Source organism: Embleya sp. NPDC020630, assembly GCF_044334985.1.
In the GTDB taxonomy this organism is placed as follows: Bacteria; Actinomycetota; Actinomycetes; order Streptomycetales; family Streptomycetaceae; genus Embleya.
This window is the reverse complement of sequence record NZ_JBIRUB010000059.1, coordinates 1-1,375: the sequence shown is the minus strand read 5'-3', so window position 1 is coordinate 1,375 and position 1,375 is coordinate 1. Positions and strand designations below refer to the sequence as shown.

Annotated in this window: 1 pseudogene; it reads right to left on the bottom strand. The window is 63.6% G+C overall.

What is annotated here, in order from left to right:
• Positions 1-1,318, bottom strand: a pseudogene (locus tag ACH4XV_RS48460) (IS701 family transposase); the annotation flags it as partial.
• Positions 1,319-1,375 lie beyond the last annotated feature (57 nt).

Below are 1,375 nucleotides of genomic sequence, written 5' to 3'. Positions count from 1 at the left end.
TAGTACTGCAACGACACTTCAGGATGTCCTCGGCGTCTGTAATGGCTGATGCGGGCTCGAGCTTGGCTTCTTCTTCGCCATATGGACCAGGCGAGTACATGCTTCGTGCTGTGGCGAACCGGAGAAGAAATACGGTTGAAGAGCCGCCGGGCCTCATTCATGGTCACGGGTACCAGATATCGTCCGCCACCGCCTTCCAGATCCCCCTTTTTGCCTCCGCTCGCAAGATGGCAAGGAAGGCGAGGGCGGCCATGGAGAGGGATATGTGCCGATACCACGCCGTGTAGCCGCGGACCTGGTAGTGATCGAGTCCGGTTTCATTCTTCGCCGTCTGGAAACATTCCTCAACCATCCACCGGGATCCTGCGATCCGCGCAAGTTCATCCAGCGGGGTACCGGCCGGGCAGAAGCAGATGTAGTAGGCCATTTCCGTGGGGTCCACGGGGCTGCGCCGTGCCAAAAGCCAGTGATCCCAGCCCGCGAGCCGCCAGGGTCGGATTGCGGCTGCCGCCCAGTCGTACTCGCGCGAGCCGTGAGCACCGTCGCCGCAGCTCAGGCGCGTCCACACGTCGTCGGGAAGCTCGCCGACCAGCTCGTGCGCACGGGCCTGTCCGAAGAATTCCATGGTCATGACCATCTGCGATTTCGGAACGGCGAGCACATGGGGAATCTCATGCTCTTCCAGCCACAGTCGGATCCGCCCCGCCTGACCGTAGACCTCGTCGCCGGTAACCCATCCGAAGGGAATACCGGATTCCACGGCTCGCTTGAGCATTCGCAGGCCCAGGTCCGGTTTGGTGGCGAACTCGACCTCGTCGCCGATACCCGCCGCCCGGCAGCGTTCTCGGTCCGATGTCCAGTCCTTCGGAAGATAAAGCTCCCGGTCGATCAGTGCCCGACCCTTCTCGGAGCCGTACGCGAGGAAGACCCCGATCTGGGAATTCTCGATCCGGCCCGCCGTCCCCGAATACTGCCGACCCACACCTGCCGAGCGGCCCCCCTTCTTGAGAAAGCCCGTCTCGTCGAGGATCAGAATTCCCCGGTCGGGATCTCCGACGAGCTCCACAACCGCGTCACGAACGTCGTCACGCAGAGCGTCGGCGTCCCAGCGGTAGTGATTCAGCAGCCGCTGTATCCCCTGAGGACCGGCATCCCCGGCCGCCTCCGCCAGGGTCCAGCCGTTCTTGCGCTCCGACTCGCCAAGCAATCCCCGCAGGTAGGACACCATCCGCCGGCGCGGCTCCACCCGCCCGAACCGGCCCGCGAACCGCCCCGCGAAGTCCGCGAACGCATCTGACCAACCGTCAACTATCTCCATCGACACGAACGGACCAACGACCGTGATGACTTCCGGTCACGGAGTGTCGTTGCAGTA